Raw genomic sequence first — 19138 nt, forward strand, 5'->3', positions numbered from 1 at the left:
GCGATGGCGGTCAATCCGTCGGCACCGAATCCACCTCGGCCTCCTCCCGCGGCACCCCCTGCTCACCCGACCCGATCGTGCGCCGCAGCGCCTCGTGCAGCTTGGCCGGGGTCAGGACGCCGAGGAAACGGGTGCCGTCCACGACGGCGATCCAGCCCGCGTCGTACTGGAGCATCTCGCTGAAGGCGTCCTTGAGCGAGCCGTCCACCGGTACCCACGCCTCCATCCGGCGCGCATGTGCCGAAACGTTTCCCTGCGTGCCGGACACCTCCTCCGTGCCCACCCATCCGTGCAGCCCGCCCTCCTCGTCCAGGACGACGGCCCAGCGCGCGCCCTCCGCGCGCAGCCGGTCCGCCGCCCGGTCGGCCGGTTCGCCGAGGCGGGCGAAGGGCGGGTGTTCCAGGTCGCCGGGGTCGATGCCGGTGACCGCGAGCTGCTTCAGCGCCCGGTCGCTGCCGACGAACTCGGCGACGTACGGGGAGGCCGGCGCGCCCAGTACGTTCGCCGGGGTGTCGTACTGCTCGATCCGGCCCTGCCCGTAGACCGCGATCCGGTCGCCCAGCCGGATCGCCTCCTCGATGTCGTGGGTGACCAGCAGCACCGTCTTGTGCAGGGACTCCTGGAGCCGCAGGAACTCCTTCTGGAGCCGCTCCCGGACGACCGGGTCGACCGCGCCGAACGGCTCGTCCATCAGCAGCACGGGCGGGTCGGCGGCCAGCGCGCGGGCCACGCCGACGCGCTGCCGCTCGCCGCCGGAGAGCTGGTCCGGGTAGCGCGGCCCGTGGACGGCGGGGTCCAGGCCCACCAGCTCCAGGAGTTCGGCGGCGCGGGCGCGGGCCTTCTTGCGCGGCCAGCCGAGCAGGTGCGGAACGGTGGCGGTGTTGTCGAGGACGGTGCGGTGCGGGAAGAGCCCGGTCTGCTGGATGACGTAGCCGATGCGGCGTCGCAGGCGTACGGGGTCGGCCGTCGCGATGTCCTGGTCCTCGACGACGATGCGGCCGCCGGTCGGGTCGATGAGCCGGTTGACCATCTTCATGGTGGTCGTCTTGCCGCAGCCGGACGGCCCCACCAGCGTCACCAGTTCCCCCTCGCCGACCTCGAAGGACAGGTCGTCCACGGCGGTGGTGCCGTCGGGGTAGCGCTTGGTGACGGACTCGAACCGGATCATTGGTCCATTGAAGCCCGCGGCCCGGGACCGGTCGCCTTATGCGGGCAAACGGGCGGGGACCGGGAAAAGCAGGCGCGCCCGCCCCACTCCAGCCCCCCTCCTCCCTCCCCCTATCCCCCTACCTCTCTCCTCCCTCTCACCCCTTCAGCTCCTCCAACCGCTCCCGCGCCGCCCGTACCGACCGGCCGCGCCAGGACAGGCCGGACCACGGGTCGTCCTCGGCGAGACGGTCGGGGATGGTGGCCACCGTCCACCGCTGGGCCGTCAGCCCGGGGTCGTCCAGCTCGTCGCGGGAGATCGGCGTCGCCACCGGCGCGCCGGGCTTGGCCCGTACGGAATACGGCGCGACCGCGGTCTGCGCGTACGCGTTGCGCTGCACGTCCAGGTAGATCCGGCCCTTGCGTTCGGCCTTGCGCTGTTCGGTGGTGAGCCGGTCCGGGTGGCGCCGGGCGAGCAGTCCGGCGGCCAGGTGCGCGAAGTCGCGTACGGCGTCGAAGCCGGAGCCGCCGTCCAGCGGCGCGATGACGTGCAGGCCGCGCGAGCCGGTGGTCATCAGGCGCGCGGGCAGTTTCAGTTCGTCCCACAGCTCGCAGACCCGGTGGGCGGCCCACCGGACGTCCTCGAAGTCCGCGCCCTCGGACGGGTCGAGGTCGAAGACGACCAGGTCCGGGTGGTCGGGGCGGTGCTCGCGGGAGAGCCAGCGGTGGACGGTGACGGTGGCCTGGTCCGCGAGGTAGACGAGGGTCGCCGCGTCGTCGCACACGACGTGGGTGACGGTGCCGCCCTCCTTGGACTGCTCGGAACGGCGTACCCATTCCGGGAAGTGATCGGGCGCGTTCTTCTGCATCAGGGGCTTGCCGCCGATGCCGTCCGGATGGCGCTCCATCATCAGCGGCCGGTCGCGCAGGTGCGGTACGGCGCGCCGGGCGACCGCCTTGTAGTGCTCGGCCAGACCGGCTTTGGTGATCCCGTCGTCCGGGAAGAGGACCTTGCCGGGCCGGCTGACCGGGACCGTGCGCCGCCCCGCCTTGATGGTGTGTGCGTCGTCCGCGCCGCCGCTGCTGCCGCTCATACCGAGGACGGGTAACCGGCCGGGCCGCGGGGCAAACGCGGCCCGGTGCGGGTGCCGGGCGGTACCGGTTCGGCGGGGGGCCGTACGAGTTGCTTCCGGGGCACCGCCCCTCGTCCTGCCGCATACCTCCCGGTTCGCGTGCTTACGATCCTGGGGGCTGTCGTCACCTGACGTCGTTTCACCCGAAGGCGGGCCGCGACAGGCGCCACGTTGACGGCGACCCCGTGCCCTGCCCTCGGTCGGGAGGGTGGACCGTTCGGGCGGAAGGGAACGCGACGATGAAGGCCGTAGCAGTCACCGCATTCGGCGAACAGCCCCAGCTCATGGAGCTGTCGGAGCCCGATCCCGGACCCGGCGAGGTCCTGGTCAGGATGTCCGCCGCCGGGGTCAACCCCCTCGACTGGAAGATCGCCGACGGCCTCCTCAAGGACTCCGCGAAGCACTCCTTCCCCCTCGTCCTGGGATCGGACGGCGCGGGGGAGGTGGTCGCCGTCGGCACCGGCGTGCGCCGCTTCACGGTGGGCGACTCGGTGTTCGGCCTGTTCCAGCGGCCGGAGCGGGGCAGCGGCTCGTACGGCGAGCTCGCGGTGGCGGAGGAGAAGGCGCTGGCCGGCGCGGCCCGCAACGTCACGTACGCCGTGTCCGCCGCCGTCCCCACGGCCGGCACCTCGGCGTACAACCTGGTGGAGGAGACCCGGATCGGCGAGGGCCGGCGGATTCTGATCGTCGGCGGGACCGGCGGCGTCGGCACCTTCGCCACCCAGCTCGCGGCCGGCCGGGGCGCGGAGGTGATCGTCACCGCGCGGCCGGGCCTGACGGACCTGATGCGCGACCTGGGGGCCACCGAGACGGTGGACCACACCCTGGGCCCGGTGGCCGACCAGGTGCTGGCGGCTCACCCGGACGGCGTGGACGTGCTGCTCGACCTGGTCAGCGGCCCGGTCGCGTTCGGCGAGATGACCCGGACCGTACGGGATGGCGGTACGGCCGTCTCCACCGTCGGGTCCGCCGACGCGGACGTCCTGACCGAGCACAACCTGCGCGGCTTCAACTTCCAGAACCGGCCTTCGCCGCAGCTGCTGGAGATCCTCGCCGGGCAGCTCGACGCGGGGCGGCTGACCGCGATCGTCGGTGAGGAGGCCACCCTGGAGACGGCCCCGGAGGCGCTGGAGACCAGCCGTACGGGCCACGCGCAGGGCAAGACGGTCATCACCTTCTGACCGCCCGCCCACCCCGGGCGGGCCGCGCGCGCCGGGCCGCCCGCCTCCGGCCGCGCGCGCCCCCCGGGCCGCCCGCCTCAGTGGTCGTGCGGGCCCGGCCGGTGCACCGGCCCGTGCGCGTCCTCACAGTGCGGGGGGACGAGCGCCGCGTCGTCCGGCCCCGCCGCTATGTGCAGCACCTCGCCGGGCCGGGGTTGCTCGCCCACGTGGTCGACCTGGAGGGTGGCGTGGGTGATGCCGTACTTCAGGCTCAGCAGGTCGTGCAGGCTGCGGCGTACGGCGTGGCAGTCGCCGCCGGGAGCGACCAGGATGTGCGCGGACAGGGCCGGTTCGCCGGACGTGATCTCCCAGATGTGCAGGTCGTGCACCTCCACCACCTGGTCCGCCTCGACGAGGTGGTCCCCCAGCGCGTCCGGGTCCACGCCGCTCGGCGCGGCCTCCATGAAGATCCGCCCGGACTCGCGGACCAGGCCGATCCCGGCCCGCAGCATCAGGACGACCACGACGAGCGAGGCGATGGCGTCGGCCCGCGAGAAGCCGGTGGTCAGGACGACCGCACCGGCCACGGCGGTGGCGATGAAACCGAACAGGTCGGTCAGGATGTGCTGGTAGGCGCCCTCGACGTTCAGGCTGCTGCGGTTGGCCCGGGAAATGCACCAGGCGGCCGCGATGTTGACGACGACCCCGACGAGCGCGGTGACCAGGACCAGGCCGCCGGTCACCTCGGGCGGTGCCACGAGGCGGGCGATGGCCTCGTATCCGAGCCAGAGGGACAGCACGAGCAGCGTGATGCCGTTGGCCTGCGCGGACAGGATCTCGGCGCGCTTGAGCCCGTACGTGTAGCCGCCGCGCGCTGGCCGCGCGGCCAGCCGCATCGCGACCAGGGCCAGCACGATCGAGGCGGCGTCGGTGAGCATGTGGGCCGCGTCGGAGATCAGCGCCAGGGAGCGCGCCAGGAATCCGATCACCACCTCCACGGCCATGAACGCGGTGATCAGCGTCAGCGCGGCGCGCAGCCAGCGGCGGTCGGCGTCGGGGGAGAGGGCGTGGGAGTGCGAGTGCCCGTGCCCGGAACCGTGGCTGTGGCCGTGCCCGTGCCCGTCGCTGTGGTCGTGCGAGCTGGGCGGGTGTCCGGTGGTGGTCGCGGTGTCGGTCGCGGTGGTCGCGTCGTCGGCGGTGCGGGCGTGCTCGGTCATGGGGCGCGCTCCTCCCTGGGGCGTCCGTAAGGACGTGCGCAAGGAAGCAAACCGCACTTCGCCGCTAGATCCAAAGGCTGCAGCGGTGACCGTTGTCATTACCGCTGAACGGCGCATCGATGCAGGTCAGAGCGGTGCGCCCGAAGAGCCGCGTGGCGGCCCGGTCCGCTCCCGGGCCGCCGTCCGCGTCGTCACCGATCGCGGCCGGTACGCCGCAGGGCGGCCGCCAGCCGTCGTGCCACGTCGGGGGCGCAGCGGCCCAGTTCCACCAGCGGCCGTGGCGCGTCGGCCGCCAGTGACGGGCCGTCCAGCCCCAGCGACGGCAAGGTGATCCCCACTCCGGCCAGCGCGGCCTGCAGCTCGTCCCGTGCCGCCTCCGCGTCCCTGATCTGCCCGTCCGCCGTCGCGCGTTCCACTGTGTCCATGATTCGCAGCGCCTTCCCTCGGTGCCCATGTCGCGCTTCCACCGAGGAGCATCGTTCGGTGAAACCACGATTACTAGGAGTAGCCAATTATGGGGCCGCGAAACGAAATCGGTAGGGCTTGTGCCGATACCGGCGCATCCGGCCGCGCGAGCCCGCCGGTGAGGCCGCCGGGGCCCGCCTCTTACTCTTGAAACGCGCCGGCCGGGTGTCTCCTCCCGGTTGACTTTTCGCGTCCCCCGGACCCGTCGTGCCGCTCCGCACGACCACCGACCCGAAGCCATGAGGTAACCGGCAGTGAGCCCCGCCCCGCCCGCAGCGCCCCCGCCGCGCACTCCCGCCCGCGTCACGGTCGTCGGTATCGGCGCCGACGGCTGGGACGGGCTGCCGGCCGCCTCCCAGGAGGCGCTGCGCGGCGCCGGGACGCTCGTGGGCGGCGTGCGGCAGCTCGCCCTGCTGCCCGCCGAGTGCGCGGGCGAGCGGGTCGCGTGGCCGTCGCCGCTGCGGCCCGCCGTACCGGGGCTGCTCGCCGCGCACGCCGGGCGCGAGGTGTGCGTGCTGGCCAGCGGCGACCCGATGTTCTACGGCATCGGGCGGACGCTGGCCGAGGTGCTCGGCGAGGCGGGTGCCGCGCCGCCCCGCGTGCTGCCGCACCCGTCCTCCGTCTCGTACGCGTGCGCCCGTCTCGGCTGGCCCGTCGAGGACACCGAAGTCGTCACCCTCGTCGGCCGCCCCCTCGCGGGCCTGGCGGCGGCCCTGCACGACGGCCGCCGTCTCCTCGTCCTCTCCGCGGGCGCCGCGACCCCCGCCCAGGTCGCCGGGCTGCTGCGCGAGCGCGGGTTCGGGCCGACCCGGATGCGCGTACTGGAACAGCTCGGCGGCCCGCGCGAACGGCAGGCGGAGAGCACGGCCGCGGACTGGCCGTCCCCGCCCGCCGCCCACGGCACCGCCCCGCCCGCCGCGGACGGCACCGGCCCGCTCGATGCCACCGGCCCCCCGCTCGACTTCACCGATCCGCTCGACTCCGCCGCCCCGCTCAACGCCATCGACCCGCTCAACGTCGTCGCTCTGGACTGTGCCCGCGACCCCGAAGCCCTCCGGCTCTCGGCCGCTCCCGGTCTGCCCGACGCCGCGTACGAGCACGACGGCCAGCTGACCAAGCGTCATGTGCGCGCCGCCACCCTCGCCGCCCTGGCCCCCGCACCCGGCGAACTGCTGTGGGACATCGGCGGCGGTTCCGGCTCCATCGGCATCGAGTGGATGCGTACGCACCGCACGTGCCGCGCCGTCGCCGTCGAGCGGGACGCCGTACGGGCCGGACGCATCACCCGCAACGCGGACGCGCTCGGCGTACCGGCACTGCGCGTGGTCACCGGCCCCGCGCCCGAAGCGCTGGCGGGGCTCCCTGTCCCGCACGCCGTCTTCATCGGCGGCGGACTGACCGCGCCCGGCCTCCTGGAGGCGTGCTGGGCGGCGCTGCCCCCCGGCGGCCGGCTGGTCGCCAACACCGTCACCCTGGAGTCGGAGGCGCTGCTCGCCGACTGGTACCGGCGCCACGGCGGCGACCTCGTCCGGCTCGCGGTCGCGCACGCCGTACCGGTGGGCGGCTTCACCGGCTGGCGGCAGGCCATGCCGGTGACGCAGTGGTCGGCGACGAAGCCCCGGGCGGCCGCCTCTACGGCCTCTACGGCCTCTCCGGCATCCCCCACCCCCGACGCCCCCTCTGCCCCTGGAGACGCACAGTGACCGTCCACTTCATCGGCGCCGGACCGGGCGCCGCCGACCTGATCACCCTGCGCGGCGCCCGTACGCTGGCCCGCTGCGAGGTGTGCCTGTACGCGGGCAGCCTGGTGCCGCGCGAACTCCTCGACGAGTGCCCGCCCGGTGCCCGCCTGATCGACACCGCGAACATGGACCTCGACCAGATCACCGCCGAACTGGTCCGCGCCCACGAGGCCGGCCAGGACGTGGCCCGGCTGCACTCCGGCGACCCGTCCGTCTTCAGCGCCGTGGCCGAGCAGATGCGCCGCCTGGACGCGGCGGGCGTGCCGTACGAGGTGGTACCCGGCGTCCCCGCGTTCGCCGCCGCGGCGGCGGCCCTCAAGCGCGAACTGACCGTCCCCACCGTCGGCCAGACCGTCATCCTCACCCGCGTCGCCCAGCAGGCCACCCCGATGCCCGACGGCGAGGACCTGGCGACGCTGGGCCGCAGCCGCGCGCTCCTGGTCCTGCACCTCGCGGCCCGCTACGTGGACCGCGTCGTCGGCGAACTCCTGCCGCACTACGGCGCCGACTGCCCCGCCGCGGTCGTCGCGATGGCCTCCCGCCCCGACGAACTGGTGCTGCGCGGCACGCTCGCCGACATCGCGGACCAGGTGAAGGCGGCGGGCGTGGTCCGTACGGCGGTCATCATGGTCGGCCGCACGCTGGGCGCCTCGCAGTTCCGCGACAGCCATCTGTACTCGACCGAGCGGGAGCGGGACGGGGAGCCGGGGTGCGCGGCGGACGCGGGGCGCCTCCTCGGCGATCAGGCCGGATAATTGGTTGATCGGGAGTGGCGGGAGCAGCAGGATCGCCCGTATGGACGCCACTCCGCAGCCCGTCGAAGCCCTGATCGTCGTCGATGTCCAGTCGGCCTTCTTCGAGGGCGAGGAGGCGGCACCGCACGCGGCGGCCGTCCAGGAACGTGTCGAGGACCTGATCGACAGGGCGCGGGCCGTCGGCGCCCTGATCGTCCACCTCCAGAACGACGGTGCGCCCGGCACGCCCGACGAGCCGGGCACCAAGGGCTGGGAGCTGCACCTGCCCGTCGTCCCCGGCCCCCGCGAGGCCGTGATCCGCAAGACGGTCGACGACGGCTTCGACGGGACGCAGCTGGGCGAGCTGCTGGCCGGGTCCGGCGTACGGTCCCTCGTCGTCTGCGGCGTGATGTCCGAGATGTGCGTACTGGCGACCTCCCGCACCGCCCTGGAGCGCGAGTACCGCGTCGTCCTGCCGCACGACGCGCACGGCACGTACGACGTGCCGCCCGCGCCCGGCGAGACGGAGGGCGTCCCGGCGGCGATGGCGTCACGGGTCGCCGAGTGGGCCCTCGGCGACGAGGTGGAGATCGTCGCGTACGCGAAGGATGTCACCTTCGCCGAGCCGCGGGGCTGACCTGCGCGTTCACCGGACCCGTCCCGCGGGGTTGACCGGCGGGCTCACCGGCCCCCGTCCCTCTGGGCTGTCCGGTGGGCTCACCGCTCCCCGTCCCGCGGCCCGCGTGGCCCGGCCCGTCCCACCACGTTCCCCGCCCGGTCGATGCAGATCACGTCGACCGCGACGGGCGCGCCGCGCAGGACCGCCAGGGCCTCGTCGCGGGCCGTCGCGGCGACCAGATCGCCGAGCGGTACGCCGCGCGCCGCGCACAGCTGGAGCGCGGCCAGCCCGGTGTTCGCTTCGGCGACCTCGCCCGCCAGGGCCTCGTCCGCGCCGCCCTGCCGGGCCAGCGCGGCGAGGAACCCCTTGTCCACCTGTGACCGCGCCGAGTGCAGGTCCAGGTGGCCCGCCGCCAGCTTGGACAGCTTCGCGAAGCCGCCGCAGACCGTCAGCCGGGGCACCGGGTGCCGCCGTACGTACTTCAGTACCGCGCCCGCGAAGTCGCCCATGTCCAGCAGCGCGTCCTCGGGCAGCCCGTGCTCCGCGACGACGACCTTCTCCGAGGTCGAACCGGTGCACCCGGCCACGTGTGTACGTCCGGCCGCGCGCGCCACGTCCACGCCGCGCCGGATCGAGTCGATCCACGCCGAGCACGAGTACGGCACCACGATCCCGGTCGTCCCGAGAATCGACAGCCCGCCCAGGATTCCCAGCCGCGGATTCCACGTACTCCGCGCGATCTCCTCGCCGTGATCGACCGACAGCTCGATCTCGACGTCCCCGCCGCCCCCGTACCGCGCCGCGACCTCCGCCACGTGCTCCCGCATCATCTGCCGCGGTACGGGATTGACGGCCGGCTCGCCCACGTCCAGCGGCAGGCCGGGCCGGGTGACCGTGCCGACCCCGGGCCCCGCCTTGAACACCACCCCGCTGCCCGCCGGAAGCCTGCGCACCGTCGCCCGGACCAGCGCCCCGTGCGTCACGTCGGGGTCGTCCCCCGCGTCCTTGACGACGGCCGCCATGGCCGTGGCGCGGTCCTCGGGCAGTTCCTCGGCCGCCAGCGCGAAAGCGGGCGTCTGCCCCTTCGGCAGGGTGATCGTCACCGGGTCCGGGAAATCCCCGGTCAGCAGTGCCGTGTACGCGGCCGTGGTCGCCGCGGTCGCGCAGGCGCCGGTCGTCCAGCCGTGCCGCAGCCCGGTGTGCGCGAGCTGCGCCGTACGCCCGCCGACGGCGCCTCCCGTACCGTTCCTCTCCGAACCCGCCTCACCCATGGAGAAGACCACCCGTCATGACCGCGCCCGCCGGACCCGTACGCCGCCCGCACGTCCTGATCCTCGGCGGTACGACCGAGGCCCGACGGCTGGCCGCCGGGCTGGCGGACCGGCTTCCCGGCCTGGCGGACCGGCTTCCCGGCCTGCGGGTCACCACGTCCCTCGCCGGCCGGGTGGCGGCGCCCCGGCTCCCGGCGGGAGAGGTCCGCATCGGCGGGTTCGGAGGCCCGGACGGCCTCGCACACTGGCTGCGCGAGCACGCGGTGGACGCGCTCATCGACGCCACCCATCCCTTCGCCGGCACGATCAGTTTCAACGCGGCGCAGGCGGCCGCCACCGCCCATGTTCCCCTGCTCGCGCTCCGCAGGCCCGGCTGGGTCCCCGGCCCGGACGACACCTGGCACCCGGTCGCGTCCCTCCCCGAAGCCGCGGCCGCCCTCCCCGCCCTCGGCCGCCGCGTCTTCCTCACCACCGGCCGCTTGGGCCTCGCCACCTTCGCCCACCTCACCGGTCTCTGGTTCCTCGTCCGTTCGGTGGACGCCCCGGAGCCGCCGTATCCGCCGCGCATGCGGACCCTCCTCGACCGGGGCCCGTTCACCCTCGAAGGCGAATGCGCCCTCCTCCACGACCACCGCATCGACGTCCTGGTGACGAAGGACAGCGGCGCCGCGGCCACGGCCCCGAAGCTGGCGGCGGCGCGGGAGGCGGGGGTGCCGGTGGTCGTCGTACAGAGGCCGCCCGTACCGGCCGGCGTAGCGGTCGTGGAGACTCCGGATCAGGCGGTCGACTGGCTGCTGGCACTGTGACCGGGTAGCGCGCGGTGCTTCACACAGCCGCGCCCCTCGCCGGTTCCTGTCCCCGCCCCCGTTCCCGTTCCCGTTCCCGAGAGCACAGCGCACACAACATCGTCCGGGAACTCCGGCCCGAGCCCGGAAGGTCTCCCTTGGGACGGACTGGAGGGCGGCCTGCCAGGCGGCGAGGTCTGTGGTCATGGGTGAGCCTCCGACGTGCAGGGCATCTGCTGAATGTGAGAGATGAGGGGCGAGCGCGCAGCTCTAGCGCATGCCGAGGAGGCGATCGTCCAGCTCCGCCACGAAGCGTTCGCCGTGCCAGGGGCGGAGCGCGTGGCGGGCTCTGCGGAGGCGGAGGGCGGGGACCCGGCCGCCGGTGGCCGACACCTCGTCGGCGCAGGTGTGCAGGAGTGCGGTGCCTGCGGCGGGGTCGCCCGAGCGGATGCGGGCGAGTGCCTGGTCGGTGGTGATGATCGCGCGCTGTAGGCGGTCGCGGGGATTGGTGAGGGCCGCTGCCGCAGCGGCGAAGTGGGCGTCGGCGGCTGCGGCGTCCCCGGTATGGAGATCGCAGAGGCCCTCGAAGCCTCGGAGGTGGACGGAGGAGAACTCCGGGTTCGACGGGGTGTCTTCGGGGCCTCCGCCCACGTCGTACCGGGCGAGGGAGAGTGCGGTCAGCGCCTGGCGCCGATTGCCGGAACGAGCGGCGATCTCGGAGTGCAGGGCGTGAGCACGGCCGCGTACGACCGGGCTGTCCCCCGTGCGCGCGTCGCGAATGGCGGCCTCTACGAGCAAGCGGGCGGCGTCGGTGCCGGGCGTGGAGTAGAGCGTGACGAGGGCGTGGCTCATGTGGACGACCGCGCGATGCCAAGAGGGAAGCGGATCGGCGGCTTCGGTCGCCGAGGTGTACAGAGCACGTGACGCGGCGTCGTCGTGTGTCTCGAAGGCGATGCGGCCGGCGAGGGTGAAGGTCCGGGTCGCGATGGTGTGCAGCCCGGGGAGCAGCGGGGGCGGGAACGTGCGGGCGAGGAGGCGTTGGCAGGTCTGCACGACGGGGGAGAGGAGCAGTTGGATGCGTACGAAGGGGAGCGAGCCCACGTGGCGGTTGGCGTGGTCGAGTGCGGCGTGGAGGTCGTCGAGCAGGCCGGTGTCGGCGCGGCCGGGGTCTGTGAGAGCCGCGGTGATCGTTGCCGGAGTGTCCGGGCCGAGGAGGGCGAGCAGACTTTCGTCGCCGGCGGTCACGGTGCGGGTGACCATGGTGCGCAGCTCGGCCAGTTGGTGTTCGCTCTCTCCATGGTGGGCCAGAGCGGCGAGAAGTTCGGTGAGATCGCTTCCGGGGCCGAGCTGCGGGATGCCACCGGAGCTACGTGCGTAGAGGTGGGCCAGCAGGAGTTGGTAGTGGTGGCTGGGACGGACCGGTGCGGCGGTGTTCTCCCAGCGGGCGACGCTGCGTTGTACACCGGCGGTGCGGGCGGCGAGTGGGACGCCCAGCTTCGTGGCGGTGTCGGAGAGGGCTCGGGACAGGGCGGCCAGGGACCAGCCACGGGATTTCCGCAGGCGCTTGAGCGTGCGGGCGCCGACGGCGGTGTCACGCGCATTCATGGCCACATGATGCCCGTGCGGGCAGTCAAATCGGCACGATGAGACGGGGTTTGCCTTGCGATGCCGTATAGTCGAGAGTTTGCCAGGTGCCCGTATTGCGGCCGGTTTCGTGCGGCCCTTCGAGTGGGAATCCGATGGTCAGGTCGCTTCGGTCCACCATCCAACGATTACGTGCGTGGTACGTGGTGGAGTGGAGTTCGGGCGCCCGTAGTTCCACGACTTCGGTGATACGGCTTCGGCACAGCTCAATGGCATGTCGTGCCTCTTCCGGTTGCTGTGTGACGGTCACCGGCACGACCACGGTGATGGCGGAACGGGCGTGGGCCGCCAGCCACAGCAGAGCGAGGGAATCGATGCCTTTCGCGCCGCCGATGAAGAAGTGCGCGCGGGGGATGGCGAATGGGGCGAGGTAGGTGCAGAAAGCTGTCCCGTACCACTGGTCCGGGTGGTGTTCGGTGGAACGTGTACCGGTGATGGTGATGCTGCCAGGCATGGTCAACTCCGTGTCACAGTTTGTCGTCTGCCGCTTTCGGGGGAGCGGAGCTGGAATCCGTGCATGGACACGAAAGCATCGTCGTCGGGTGGTACGCCCGCCTGCAACGAGAACATCCGGATCGGCGCGGCACGGCCGGTCTCAGCACTCGCATTCATCTACGACCGCAGCGCGACCAGGTCGCACAGCCTCCTCGACCTCCGGCTCATCGGCTGCCAGAACTATGCCGCCCGGTGGGGCTGGGAAGTGGCCGGTACGTGGGTCGACTTCGGTGACCACGCCATCGACATCCAGAGGCCGCAATTCGGTGAGCTTCTCGACGCGATGCGGACGCAGGCAGGGCGGCGGAAAGTGATCTGCCTGGTGCACAACTGGGGGCGGCTGGCGCAAGACGGCGACGTGTGCCTGCGCCAGCAGCAGCGGGTGGCGCAGGCGGGCGGTTGCACCGCGACGACTTTCGACGAGTCGGACGAACGCCGCCGAGCCGTGCTGTCCGGCGTCGGCTGTTGGTAGGGCCGCACAACACGTGGAAGGAGCGGACATGGAGAATCCTGCTCACGCGCTGTTGCCCGCGTCGGAGTTCCTGGCCGTGAAGGAGACCATCACGGTCGGCAATCGTGGGATGCCGCGGCTTACGGCGGAGCGCATTCTCGTACAGGCATTGGCGTTCGTCGCGACAGCTGCCCGGTACCGGAATGCCGCCATCGCGCCCTCCCGTGTCGTCGACGAGGGCTGGCACGCGCTGCCGATCGGACCGACTCCGCAGCCCGGCCCCATGCCCAGGAACCCGGGACAGTCGCTGCCCCGTGCCGACGGTCAGGAGCTGTTGCGTGGAGTGGACCGACCCGCGCTATGAGCAGGTTGTCGCGGACCTGCGGGCCAGGGAACGAGCCGAGGCGGAAGAAGGGCGTGCGCCCCGGACTCTGAGGGCGTTCGTCCACTCCCTGCCGAAGGCTGAGGACGAGGACTGAACGGGCGGGGCGCCGAGGTCGAGTGGCCGAAGTACGGGCGGGCCGGGAAGCCGGCCCGCCCGTCGTGCGGTCAGCCCTCCGGGTAGCGGCGCGGTGTTCGAGGAGGAGTTCGCGGGCCTTGGCGACCTGCCAGGTACGCATACGGGTGGGAAACATGGTGGCGTCGGGGTGCCTGGCCGGACCACGGCGCGCGAAGCGCGTTTTACCGGGGCCATGAGGCACTCCAGCGGTTGGCTTCTCTGACGCGCGCCGTCAGTGTTTTGCGGCGGTTGGTGTCGTCCGGGGGTGGGGGTGGAGGCGGCTTCGGGGGCTGGGGGGCTTCGTCGGTCACGTGGAGCACGTCCGGAGTACGGCGGCGAGGCGGCGGGCCACTTCGGGGGTGCACCGGCCGAGTGTCACGAGCGGGCGGGCGATGCCCCCGGCGAGGGAGGCGGTGTCCAGGCCCAGGGTTGGGAGTTTGATGCCGACGGCGGTGAGGGCGGTACGGAGTTCGTCGCGCGCTTCCTCGGCGTTTTTGATCGTATTTGTGGTTCGGGTGGGCTCGGTCGTAGCCATGTGCGCCTGTCTTTTTACGCTCGACGGATACGCAAGTGCTTTGCGTGAACCCATCGTTACGCTCTGGCCGGATGCGCGGTAGCGGGGCTCCGTTGCCGTCTGGGTGCGGCAACGGAGGAGTTGGGTCGAGGTGGATGAACGTGGTCCCGATGAGGAGGAGTCGGCTCGCGAAGTGCTCGCCCGTGAGCTGCGCCGTCTGCGGGAGGTATCCGGTAGGTCACTGAGCGAACTGGCTGATGAAGCCAAATACGACCGGACGTACCTGAACCGGCTGGAGAACGGTGAGCGCCTGTCGAGGCGGGACGTCATGGTGTCGCTGGACCGGATCTATGGCACCGGGAAGCTGCTGGTCGGGCTCTGGGTACTGGCGCGCCGCAGCGCCTTCCTCGACCGGTTCAAGCTGTTCATGCAGTACGAGGCGAAGGCCGTCATCATGCACAAATACCTGACGGTCATGCCTGGGTTGCTTCAGACCGAGGAGTACGCACGGGCACTGCTGTCGTCGGCGCCCACGCCCATCAGCGCGACTCTGCTGGAAGACCGGGTGGCCGCGCGGCTCGGCCGTCAGGAGTTGCTGGTACGGACTCCGGCGCCGATCGTGCGTTTCATCCTCGACGAAGCCGTCCTTCGACGTCCCATGGCAGGGCCCGGGGTCTGGCACGGCCAGCTCGGCCGCCTCCTGGAAGCGGCTGAGGCGCCCAACATTGCCCTTCAGGTGCTGCCATTCACCGCAGGCTCACACGACCTGATGGGAGGGTCGCTGACCTTGCTGTGGATGGACGACGGGAAAGCTGTCGCCTATCTCGAAGGCAACAAGTCGGGCGATTTGATCGAGGACACGACCGAGGTGACCCAACACCGTGTGTCCTACGATCGGTTGAGGGATATGTCCCTCTCGCTGACTGACTCGGTCGCGTTGATCCAACAGGTGATGGAGGCCAGTAGCCCATGAACGCCGGTCGCGATGTGCGCGTTGCCAGGTGGCGGAAGAGCAGCCACAGCAACGGCGGCGACAATACCTGCGTCGAGGTCGCCGATGGCTTCCCCGGTGTCCTTCCTGTACGGGACAGCAAGGACCCGGACGGCCCGGTGCTCATATTCACCCACGAGGCGTGGGGCGCCTTCATAGGCGGGCTGAAGGGGCGCGGCTGCCTCTGACTCGGCCCGCCCGTCTCATTCTCGACGAAAAGTCGGGGGATTTGATCGAGGACATGACCGAGGTGACCCAACACCGCGTGTCTTGCGATCGGTTGAGGGACTTGTCCCTCTCGCTGACTGATTCGGTCGCGTTGATCCAACAGGTGATGGAGGCCAGTACCCCATGAACAACCGTCGTGACCTGCATGCCGTCGCGTGGCGGAAGAGCAGCTACAGCAACGGTGGTGACGCGACCTGCGTCGAGGTCGCCGATGGCTTCCCCGGTGTCCTTCCCGTACGGGACAGCAAGGACCCGGACGGCCCGGTGCTCATATTCACCCACGAGGCGTGGGGCGCCTTCATGGGCGGGCTGAAGGGGCGCGGCTGCCTCTGACTCGGCGCGCGGCCGGCGGGCCGAGGGAATCGGCCCGCCCGGCGTGCGGTCAGCTCTCCGGGTAGCGGCGCGGTGTCCACACCGTTTCGCGGTTGTCGTCGCCGGGGCGTCGTGCCGACTCCGTTTGGGAGGAGCCGATCAGGAGGATGGTGCGCATGTCGACCTCCTCGGGGGCGAGGTCGGTCAGGGGGACGACGCGGATGGATTCGGTGGGGCCGCCCACGTCGCGGGCCATGACGACCGGGGTGTCGGGGGCGCGGTGTTCGAGGAGGAGTTCGCGGGCCTTGGCGACCTGCCAGGTGCGGGTGCGGGAGCCGGGGTTGTAGAGGGCCATCGCCAGGTCGGCGGAGGCGGCGGCGTGGAGGCGGGCGGCGATGACTTCCCAGGGCTTGAGGCGGTCGGAGAGGGAGATGACCGCGTAGTCGTGGCCGAGGGGCGCGCCCACGCGGGCGGCTGCCGCGTTGGCGGCGGTGACGCCGGGGAGGACGCGTACGGGGACCGACCGGTAGGCGGGCTGGGCGGCTACTTCGAGGACGGCCGTGGCCATGGCGAAGATGCCGGGGTCGCCGCCGGAGACGACCGCGACCCGGCGGCCGCGGCGGGCCAGGTCGAGGGCGAGTTCGGCGCGTTCGGACTCGACCTTGTTGTCGGAGGCGTGGCGGGCCTGGCCGGGGCGTTCGGGGACGCGGTCCAGGTAGGTGGTGTAGCCGACGAGGTCGGTGGCGGAGGCGAGGGCGCCGCGGGATTCGGGGGTGAGCCAGCGGGGTCCTGCCGGGCCGGTGCCGACGACCACGACCGAGCCGGAGACCGGAGCGGGGGGCGGGGTGGCGATGCGGCTGGGGACGACGGCGACGGAGAAGTAGGGGACGGAGGCCGGGTCGACGGACGTCAGGGGCGCGGTGCGCTCCCCGGGCATCGTGGCGCGTTCGACGTAGTCGGCTTCCGGGAGGCGGCCGGAGTCGGTCAGGGCCTGGTGCACCGAGGGGAAGGTGCGGCCGAGCTTCATGACGACGGCGGCGTCGGTGGCGGCGAGGCGGGCGGTCAGTTCCTCGGTGGGCAGGGTGCCGGGGAGGATGGTGAGGACCTCGTCGGCTTCGCAGAGGGGCTTGCCGAGGCGGGCTGCCGCCGCGCTGACGGAGGTGACGCCGGGGATGACCTCGGTCTCGTACCGGTCGGCGAGGCGCTGGTGCATGTGCTGGTACGAGCCGTAGAAGAGCGGGTCGCCCTCGGCCAGTACGGCGACGGTCCGGCCCGCGTCGAGGTGGGCGGCGAGGCGGGCGGCGGCTTCGGTGTAGAAGTCGTCGAGGGCGCCGCGGTAGCCGCCGGGGTGGTCGGTCGACTCGGTGGTGATCGGGTAGACCAGGGGTTCTTCGTGGTGGTCCGGGCGGATGTGGCGCTCGGCGATGGAGCGGGCGATCGAGCGGCCGTGGCGGGCGCTGTGGTACGCGATCACGTCGGCGGCGGAGATGACCTCGACGGCGCGCAGCGTCATCAGGTTCGGGTCGCCGGGGCCGAGGCCGACTCCGTACAGGCGGCCCGGGGCGGGGGAGGCCGGGGCGGCCGGAGAGGAAGACGGTCCGGCTGTGCGGTCCGGGGCGGGGGAGGGCTGCCCGGCCGTGCGGTCGGTGGTGTGCTGCTCGGTCACTCTTCCACGCTCGCTATCGCGTTGATCGCTGCCGCGGCCATGGCGCTGCCGCCGCGCCGTCCGCGTACCACCAGGTGTTCCAGGCCCGCGGGGTGCTGGGCCAGTGCGTCCTTGGACTCGGCGGCGCCGATGAAGCCGACCGGGATGCCGATGACGGCGGCCGGGCGGGGCGCGCCTTCCTCGATCATTTCCAGGAGGCGGAAGAGGGCGGTGGGGGCGTTGCCGACGGCGACCACCGCGCCGTCCAGGCGGTCGCGCCACAGTTCGAGGGCGGCGGCGCTGCGGGTGGTGCCCATGCGCTTGGCCAGGTCCGGTACGGACGGGTCGGCGAGGGTGCAGATCACGTCGTTGTCGGCGGGCAGCCGTTTGCGGGTGACGCCGCTGGCGACCATGTTCGCGTCGCAGAGGATCGGCGCTCCGGCGCGCAGTGCCTCGCTCGCGCGGGCGACGACCTTCGGGGAGTACGCCAGGTCGCGTACGAGGTCGGTCATGCCGCAGGCGTGGATCATGCGGACGGCGACCCTGCTGACGTCGTCGGGCAGGTGCGCGAGGTCCGCCTCGGCGCGGATGGTGGCGAAGGACTGGCGGTAGATCTCCGCGCCGTCCTTCTCGTAGTCGAACTCGCTCACTGTGCCTCGTAGCCCTCGGTCATGTCGTTGTGCGGGTGGCCGCGCGGGCCGACGCGACGGCGTCGGCGAGGCGGCCGGGTTCGGTCGTGGGGACGGTGGTCGTGGCGGGCGCTGCGTGCCGGGTGCCCCGTACGGAGACCTCGTAGGCGTCGCCGGTGGCCACGACATCGACCCACGCGCCGTGCGGATGGCCGCAGCGGCGGGCGCAGCCCGACCAGTGGACGGGCAGCAGGCCGGTGCCGTCCGCGGGCGAGCCGGTGCCGTCCTGGTGCGGGCCGGTGCCGTCCTGGTGCAGCGCGGCCACGGCGTCCGCCCGTACGTCGGACAGGGACTTGGCGCAGCCGGGGCGGCCCGTGCAGGCGCCGAGCCCGTACCAGGGGGAGGCCGGGTCGGTGACCAGTCCGGCCGTGGCCAGTTCGCGCAGCCGGGGTCCGGCCGCCGTGGGGGGCAGGCCGGGCAGGACCACGCCGCGCCAGGGTGTCATACGCAGTTCGCCGCAGGCGTCCTGGGCGGCGATGGCGGCCAGCCGCCGGAGGTGGGCGGTGGTGAGGCGGCCGAGGGGCGCGAGGACGGAGAGGGCGCGGGTGCCGTCGGGGGCGGTGTGCGCACCGGGGAGGGGCGGGCGGGGCGGTTCGGGCGCCGGGGCCGCGGTCGTCTCGTACGGCTGCGGGAGTCGCGTACGGAGGAGGGCACGGACGGCCGCGGCGTCGTACCCGGGCGGGAGTTCCCGTACGCGCCAGGAGCCGTTGCCCGCCTCCTGGGCGACGGAGAGGAACGCTTCGGCGGCGGCGAGGGCCGCGCGGGGGGCGTCGCAGCCGGGGAGCCGCAGCGCCTCGGTGGCGTCGCCGATGCGCAGCAGCGCCGTGCCGCCGGATTCTGCGACCAACGTCACATCGCCGCCGAGCGCGGCCATGTCGCCGCGTCCGTCGTCCAGTGCGAAGAGGAAGCGGCCGGAGAGGGCCGGGGCCGTCGCGCTCGCGCACAGGAGGAGGTCCAGCTCACGGGCCCATTCCTGGACGGAGGCGGCGTCGTGCGCGCCGTGGCCGTCGAGGCCCGCGAGCGGTGAGGCGACGATGTTGCGTACGCGCTCGTGGCGGTCGGAGGGGAGGAGGCCGGCGGCGCGCAGCAGGTCCGCGAGGGGTGCGGCGTCGGCGTCGTCCAGGCCGCGCAGTTCCGCGTTGCCGCGGGAGGTGAGGGAGAGGTGGCCGTCGCCGAGGGTGTCCGCCGCTTCGGCGAGTGACAGAGCCTGACGGGACGTCAGGAGGCCTGCGGGGAGGCGGAGTCGGGCCAGGGCGCCGTCGGCGGCGGAGTGCAGGCGCAGTGCTCCGGGGCAGGCGTCGCCGCGCTCCCGTACGCAGGCGTCACCGCGGTCCCGTACGAGGGATTCGTCCCGATGCGGGGGTATCGCGGGGGTGGGCGGCATGGCCGCGAGCATAC

At 72.8% G+C, this 19138-nt stretch carries 21 protein-coding genes; 10 read left to right on the top strand and 11 right to left on the bottom strand.

All coding sequences use genetic code 11. The annotated features are described in order from the left end of the window. Nucleotides 1-10: 10 nt before the first annotated feature. Nucleotides 11-1168, bottom strand: coding sequence for an ABC transporter ATP-binding protein (locus tag A6A06_RS30995; protein ID WP_073765612.1), 1158 nt, complete (start codon nucleotides 1166-1168; stop codon nucleotides 11-13). Nucleotides 1169-1304: 136 nt separating this feature from the next. Further along, complete coding sequence (ligD, locus tag A6A06_RS31000) at nucleotides 1305-2240, bottom strand: non-homologous end-joining DNA ligase (protein WP_073765614.1); 936 nt, start codon at nucleotides 2238-2240, stop codon at nucleotides 1305-1307. A 278-nt stretch (nucleotides 2241-2518) separates the two neighbouring features. Between ligD and A6A06_RS31005 the strand changes: the two genes are divergently transcribed. Then, nucleotides 2519-3460 carry an NADP-dependent oxidoreductase gene (locus A6A06_RS31005; RefSeq protein ID WP_073765616.1) on the top strand — a complete coding sequence of 314 codons (942 nt, stop codon included), beginning with the start codon at nucleotides 2519-2521 and terminating at the stop codon, nucleotides 3458-3460. Between the two features lie 77 nt (nucleotides 3461-3537). Here the strand turns inward: A6A06_RS31005 and A6A06_RS31010 are convergent, their stop codons facing one another. Both A6A06_RS31010 and A6A06_RS31015 read right to left on the bottom strand, forming a co-directional pair. Further along, entirely contained in the window at nucleotides 3538-4656 is a 1119-nt protein-coding gene (locus A6A06_RS31010) for a cation diffusion facilitator family transporter (RefSeq protein WP_073765618.1), read from the bottom strand. Between the two features lie 191 nt (nucleotides 4657-4847). Then, a complete protein-coding gene (locus A6A06_RS31015) occupies nucleotides 4848-5081 on the bottom strand; it encodes a hypothetical protein (protein ID WP_073765620.1) in 234 nt (77 codons plus the stop codon). 294 nt (nucleotides 5082-5375) lie between these two features. Between A6A06_RS31015 and cbiE the strand changes: the two genes are divergently transcribed. From cbiE to A6A06_RS31030, 3 genes are read left to right on the top strand one after another with little or no spacing between them, the layout of a single operon-like run. Beyond that, on the top strand, nucleotides 5376-6824 hold the full coding sequence (gene cbiE, locus A6A06_RS31020; protein ID WP_073765622.1) for a precorrin-6y C5,15-methyltransferase (decarboxylating) subunit CbiE: 1449 nt from the start codon (nucleotides 5376-5378) through the stop codon (nucleotides 6822-6824). Then, nucleotides 6821-7618: a precorrin-4 C(11)-methyltransferase gene (gene cobM / locus A6A06_RS31025; RefSeq protein WP_073765624.1), complete on the top strand. Its 798-nt coding sequence runs from the start codon at nucleotides 6821-6823 to the stop codon at nucleotides 7616-7618. The genes cbiE and cobM overlap by 4 nt, the downstream gene beginning before the upstream one ends. A 40-nt stretch (nucleotides 7619-7658) precedes the next feature. Further along, nucleotides 7659-8234 (top strand): cysteine hydrolase family protein, encoded by a 576-nt coding sequence (locus A6A06_RS31030; protein ID WP_073765626.1) that lies wholly within the window; start codon nucleotides 7659-7661, stop codon nucleotides 8232-8234. A gap of 80 nt (nucleotides 8235-8314) precedes the next feature. Here A6A06_RS31030 and A6A06_RS31035 read toward each other — a convergent pair whose 3' ends face one another. Next, nucleotides 8315-9487: a cobalt-precorrin-5B (C(1))-methyltransferase gene (locus A6A06_RS31035; RefSeq protein ID WP_073766035.1), complete on the bottom strand. Its 1173-nt coding sequence runs from the start codon at nucleotides 9485-9487 to the stop codon at nucleotides 8315-8317. 17 nt (nucleotides 9488-9504) lie between these two features. Here A6A06_RS31035 and A6A06_RS31040 point away from each other — a divergent pair, with 17 nt between their 5' ends. After that, nucleotides 9505-10293, top strand: coding sequence for a cobalt-precorrin-6A reductase (locus A6A06_RS31040; RefSeq protein WP_073765628.1), 789 nt, complete (start codon nucleotides 9505-9507; stop codon nucleotides 10291-10293). Nucleotides 10294-10542: 249 nt separating this feature from the next. On the opposite strand, the gene A6A06_RS31045 is transcribed toward A6A06_RS31040, so the two are convergent. Together A6A06_RS31045 and A6A06_RS31050 are read right to left on the bottom strand one after the other, a co-directional pair. Continuing rightward, on the bottom strand, nucleotides 10543-11877 hold the full coding sequence (locus A6A06_RS31045; RefSeq protein WP_199931278.1) for a hypothetical protein: 1335 nt from the start codon (nucleotides 11875-11877) through the stop codon (nucleotides 10543-10545). 25 nt (nucleotides 11878-11902) lie between these two features. Then, the gene (locus A6A06_RS31050; RefSeq protein WP_073765630.1) at nucleotides 11903-12370 is read right to left on the bottom strand and encodes a hypothetical protein; all 468 of its coding nucleotides are present in this window, start codon (nucleotides 12368-12370) and stop codon (nucleotides 11903-11905) included. 63 nt (nucleotides 12371-12433) lie between these two features. On the opposite strand from A6A06_RS31050, the gene A6A06_RS31055 reads away from it, so the two are divergent. Then, complete coding sequence (locus tag A6A06_RS31055) at nucleotides 12434-12883, top strand: recombinase family protein (RefSeq protein WP_242441027.1); 450 nt, start codon at nucleotides 12434-12436, stop codon at nucleotides 12881-12883. A 28-nt stretch (nucleotides 12884-12911) separates the two neighbouring features. Continuing rightward, entirely contained in the window at nucleotides 12912-13226 is a 315-nt protein-coding gene (locus A6A06_RS31060) for a hypothetical protein (protein WP_073765632.1), read from the top strand. Nucleotides 13227-13668: 442 nt separating this feature from the next. Here the strand turns inward: A6A06_RS31060 and A6A06_RS31065 are convergent, their stop codons facing one another. Continuing rightward, a complete protein-coding gene (locus tag A6A06_RS31065) occupies nucleotides 13669-13896 on the bottom strand; it encodes a hypothetical protein (RefSeq protein ID WP_073765634.1) in 228 nt (75 codons plus the stop codon). Nucleotides 13897-14026: 130 nt separating this feature from the next. Here A6A06_RS31065 and A6A06_RS31070 point away from each other — a divergent pair, with 130 nt between their 5' ends. From A6A06_RS31070 to A6A06_RS31080, 3 genes are all read left to right on the top strand, one after another. Then, the gene (locus A6A06_RS31070) at nucleotides 14027-14848 is read left to right on the top strand and encodes a helix-turn-helix domain-containing protein (protein WP_073765636.1); all 822 of its coding nucleotides are present in this window, start codon (nucleotides 14027-14029) and stop codon (nucleotides 14846-14848) included. Further along, complete coding sequence (locus tag A6A06_RS31075) at nucleotides 14845-15054, top strand: DUF397 domain-containing protein (protein ID WP_073765638.1); 210 nt, start codon at nucleotides 14845-14847, stop codon at nucleotides 15052-15054. Before A6A06_RS31070 ends, A6A06_RS31075 begins: the two co-directional genes overlap by 4 nt. Before the next feature lie 163 nt (nucleotides 15055-15217). Further along, the gene (locus A6A06_RS31080) at nucleotides 15218-15427 is read left to right on the top strand and encodes a DUF397 domain-containing protein (protein ID WP_073765640.1); all 210 of its coding nucleotides are present in this window, start codon (nucleotides 15218-15220) and stop codon (nucleotides 15425-15427) included. A gap of 49 nt (nucleotides 15428-15476) precedes the next feature. Here A6A06_RS31080 and cobJ read toward each other — a convergent pair whose 3' ends face one another. The 3 genes from cobJ to cobG form a co-directional block, all read right to left on the bottom strand. Next, nucleotides 15477-16958: a precorrin-3B C(17)-methyltransferase gene (cobJ, locus tag A6A06_RS31085; RefSeq protein ID WP_073766041.1), complete on the bottom strand. Its 1482-nt coding sequence runs from the start codon at nucleotides 16956-16958 to the stop codon at nucleotides 15477-15479. Nucleotides 16959-17068: 110 nt separating this feature from the next. Next, nucleotides 17069-17701 carry a precorrin-8X methylmutase gene (locus A6A06_RS31090; protein WP_073765642.1) on the bottom strand — a complete coding sequence of 211 codons (633 nt, stop codon included), beginning with the start codon at nucleotides 17699-17701 and terminating at the stop codon, nucleotides 17069-17071. A gap of 19 nt (nucleotides 17702-17720) precedes the next feature. Then, a complete protein-coding gene (cobG, locus tag A6A06_RS31095) occupies nucleotides 17721-19124 on the bottom strand; it encodes a precorrin-3B synthase (protein ID WP_443333804.1) in 1404 nt (467 codons plus the stop codon). Nucleotides 19125-19138 lie beyond the last annotated feature (14 nt).

Origin of the sequence: Streptomyces sp. CB02923 (assembly GCF_001905005.1) — a bacterium.
Taxonomy (GTDB): domain Bacteria; phylum Actinomycetota; class Actinomycetes; order Streptomycetales; family Streptomycetaceae; genus Streptomyces.